This is a genomic window from Bartonella sp. AA83SXKL (genome assembly GCF_042196965.1).
Lineage (GTDB): Bacteria > Pseudomonadota > Alphaproteobacteria > Rhizobiales > Rhizobiaceae > Bartonella.
Genome location: NZ_JBHIRG010000048.1, coordinates 1 through 4,477, shown reverse-complemented (window position 1 = coordinate 4,477; position 4,477 = coordinate 1). Strand labels below are relative to the sequence as shown.

The window sequence follows — 4,477 nt, the reverse complement described above, 5'->3', positions numbered from 1 at the left end:
AACCATATCACACGCCTTCAAACTATGCTTTCTGATCAAACAAGCGAAGCTTATCATGCCTTTGATGCGTTTTATAAAGAATTAAAAAACAACTTAAACAGTGAGATAAAGCAAGAAGAAGCGATTGAGATGTTAGCGCAACATCTTGTAACGCGTCCCGTGTTTGAAGCTTTGTTTGAGGGCAATGAATTTGTGCAAAACAATGCCATTTCGCAAGCAATGGAAAAAATCTTAACAGAACTCGACAAAACCAATATCGAGGAAGAATCCAAAGAATTACAAGAGTTTTATGACAGCATAAAGTTCCGTGCCTCTGGCATTACAGAACCACAGGCAAGACAAAATCTTATTATCAAGCTTTACGAAGATTTTTTTACCAAGGCATTTAAGAAAACCACGGATAGACTTGGCATTGTTTATACCCCCGTTGAGGTTGTCGATTTTATCATTCATTCTGTTGATGATGTATTGTGTAATGAGTTTGGAAAAAGCTTGGGATCACGTGGAGTGTCTATTCTTGACCCTTTCACTGGAACGGGTACCTTTATCACAAGGCTTTTACAATCAAATCTCATAAAACCAGAGGATATGGAATATAAGTTCCGTCATGATATCCATGCCAATGAGATTGTTTTACTGGCTTATTACATAGCAGCCATTAACATTGAATCGACTTATCATAGTTTGAAGAAAGGAGAGTATATTCCTTTCAAACATATTGGTTTAACCGATACATTCCGGATGCTTGAAAAACAAGATCTGATGAGAGGTTTACTAGAGAAAAACAGTGAATATTTAGAACTTCAGAAAAACCTCAATATTGAAGTTATCTTCGGCAATCCTCCTTATTCAACAAAGCAAAAAAACGAAAATGATAATGCAAAAAACACACCCTATCCGATTTTAGATAAACGTATTAGTGAAACTTATGCTGCTCATTCAAAAGCAACCAATATGCAAGCAATTTATGATAGCTATATTCGTGCTATTCGCTGGGCAAGTGACCGTATTGATAATGCTGGGATAATCGGATTTGTCACAAATGCCGGTTTTATTAATGGAAGTTCTACGGACAGTCTACGAAAGTGCCTCGTTGAGGAATTTAGCAGCCTTTATATTTTCCATTTACGGGGTAACCAACGAACTTCTGGAGAACTTTCTCGAAAAGAAGGTGGTAAAATTTTTGGTTCTGGATCTCGAGCCCCTATAGCGATTTCCATTCTCGTAAAAAATCCAAATGCACAACAGCGTGGTAAGATATATTTTCGTGATATTGGAGACTATCTCACGAGGCAAGAAAAGCTTACAATGATTGAATCCCTTGGAAGCATTAATGGTATTACACGGAGTAAACAAGGTTGGCAAATCATTATACCAGATAAGCACGGTGATTGGATAAATCAACGTGATGACAATTTTAAAGCATTTTTAGCCATAGGTGTTAAGAAAGGTAATAATAAGAAAAAGCTCTTTGAAACTTTTTCGTGTGGTATACAAACTAATCGTGATGCTTGGGCATATAACTCAAATCGTGAAGTTTTAGCAAAAAACATGAGTTATATGATTGCTTTCTATAATAGCGAAGTGGAACGTTTTAATAATGTCTATCCGCATGCTGACCGTAAGTTACGTGCAAATGCTGTAAACGATTTTGTTAGTGTTGATGCTACAAAAATTTGTTGGAGTAGTAGTCTGAAAGAAGAGTTTGTAAGAGGAAAGGTTTTTGAATTTGAAGATAAATGTCTTATTCAAAGCCTATATCGTCCTTTTACGAAGCAATGGCTTTACTATAGTCGTATTTTTAACCATAGAGTCTATCAAATGCCGCGTATATTTCCGATAGGGGGAATGATTGGAAATAAAGTAATTCAAGTTACAGGTATAGGAGCAATGGGAGGCTTTTCTGTGCTTATGACTACGGCTCTGCCCGATGTTCAGGTGATAGAAAATGGACAATGCTTTCCACGCTATATTTACGAAGATACTACGGTCTCAAAAGATAGAAACAAGAAACAAACTCATTTATTTACGGATTCTACAGAAGACAGCAAAACAGCTGATTTACAGAGGAGTGATGCCATTACGGATGAGGGACTAGCGCATTTTAAAGCTGCTTATCCTAATGAGACTATAATAAAAGAAGATATCTTTTATTACGTATACGGTCTACTTCACTCAGAAGATTATCGTGCCCGTTATGCTGATAACCTCTCTAAAGAGTTGCCTCGCATCCCTTGTGTAAAAAGCGCTGAAGATTTTTGGAAGTTTGTTAATGCTGGACGTGAACTAGGGCATTTGCACGTGAATTATGAAACTGTAGAGCCTTATCCAGTGACCTTTAAAAAGGGTAATCCAAAACAAACAGAGATCTCTAATCCCGAAAAATTCTATTACGTGACTGAAATGAAATTTTCTGGGAATAGTAAGGAAAAGGATAAATCGACTGTTTTTTATAATAGCAATATCATCATGACAGATATTCCTCTTGAAGCTTATGAGTATATCGTTAATGGTAAACCCGCTCTTGAATGGGTTATGGAACGTCAATGTGTCAAGACTGATAAAAATAGTGGCATTGTGAATGATGCCAATCGCTATGCTGTTGAAACCATTGGTAACCCTGCTTACCCTCTAGAGTTATTTCAAAGGGTTATTACAGTAAGTCTAGAAACAATGAAAATCGTTAAGAACTTACCAAAATTAGAACTAAGAGAAACTGAATAACTTATAAAGCATGTTCACATAATGGGTATGATAACTCATAAAGGGTATAGAGCTTATAACCATAATCTATACCTCTCCTGTTAAGTTGATTACATACAATCTTTAAAAAGAGTGTTTATATGCGCGTTATTCTAAAAAGAAATCATTTGCACTTTTAGATACTCTTATTTGGATTGCCTTTAAGACTTTTAAGAAACCCTATCTAAAGTGAATTAAATTTTTTTACATTGCCTTTAAAAGATTATACCGTAATCTAAAATGATAGCTTTGTTTAAAGAGAGTTATGTATATTCATTTTCTTATATTACTTATAGGTTTTGAAGGTTTCTCAAACCCTCAAAATACCTTCAAAACCCCTTTTTATATATATTACAGATTGTATTTACGTGTTGTGTGTAATATAGGTTGTTTATTTAAAGCATTAACATATTGAAATATAATAACTTTTATTTTTTGATTGAAAAATAATATATAAAGGGGCGTAAAAGGAACCCTCAAAATACTCAAAATCTTCAAAACTCATAACCATAATGGTCTTGATAGTACTTCTTATGCGTTACAAACTATCTTTTGAAAAGGCTTTAAAGGAGCATATGCTTTTCATAAAGCACGTTTTAATCACTCACTAAAATAATCTATTTTGTCAGTTCAATTTACTGACACATAACTGACAGGTTTTAATCAATTCACATCATTGGTTATCTTTCAAGATTGTACTCTTGATATGGGTTATGTTTTAAAGATATTAAACTATTGAAATATAATGTTTTTAATTTTTACTCATAAAAAAAATAATAGAGGGTCTTAAAAGGAACTGACAACACTGACACGGTCTATTAAAAGAGATTTTGCTCATCTCTATAATTATCAGTTTCTATTGAGATGTTTTCATAACAGTCTATAAATCGTAATTATCCTATTTATCGTTTCTCTTATGAAAATGAAAAATGATGCGGTGGCTATAAAGCATATAACAGCTATAGAGAATGCATAAAAACAGCAAGGTTTTATAATCATAATGCAAATGAAAGGGTTGGTTATAAAGACCATCTCTATGAAAAGCTGTTAAGTTGCAAATGTGTTATAAAAAAAATTCACAAAAAAATTAAAATTCATTTAGTGAAAAAAACTGATAGGTTATAAAGTTAAAAATACGCATCATGAGAGCGTTTCTAAATATTATCAATGTATAGATTCAGAAAATAACGCAATCGTTTCATAAAGCCTATAATATATCTTTAAAAGCACATAAATATAAAAGAAGAAATTAATAAGCATAAGATATTATCGATACACAACGTATTTAAAAAATACAAAAAAATATCAAAAAAGATAAAATATTATTTGACAATAAATACGTATTTTGTTATATAAGTACTTAAGTGATCAAAACACTTTGTGATTAGCGGATAGATTACGAAACAATCTTTCCAAAGCTTTTAAAAACTGGCTATCTTTTATGCTATGATTAGCATATATGATAATTTTGTCGGGTGTAGTTACGCCATAAAATACTCTTATGAGAAAAGCGTAACAACGGACTAATCACCGTGTTTTGAACGCCCGACGCCCCTTATAGGGTGTCAATTTCAAAACTCTTGATTAGGACATATTAGTATGAATACTACAGTAAAAACCACCCCCGTTATCTCTTCTATTTCAAATGAAACTGCGCTTGTTAATCAACAAGAGCCTGCAAAAAAATACGAATTTATTGATGATTGTGAATATATCGATGGTCATTTCTTAACTC

General features: G+C 33.1%; 1 protein-coding gene. It reads left to right on the top strand.

Going from position 1 to position 4,477, the window contains the following annotated elements; all coding sequences use genetic code 11:
- Window positions 1-2,724: type ISP restriction/modification enzyme (locus ACFINO_RS09125; protein WP_375655502.1), on the top strand; the 2,724-nt coding region annotated here is incomplete at its 5' end.
- Window positions 2,725-4,477: the final 1,753 nt, after the last annotated feature.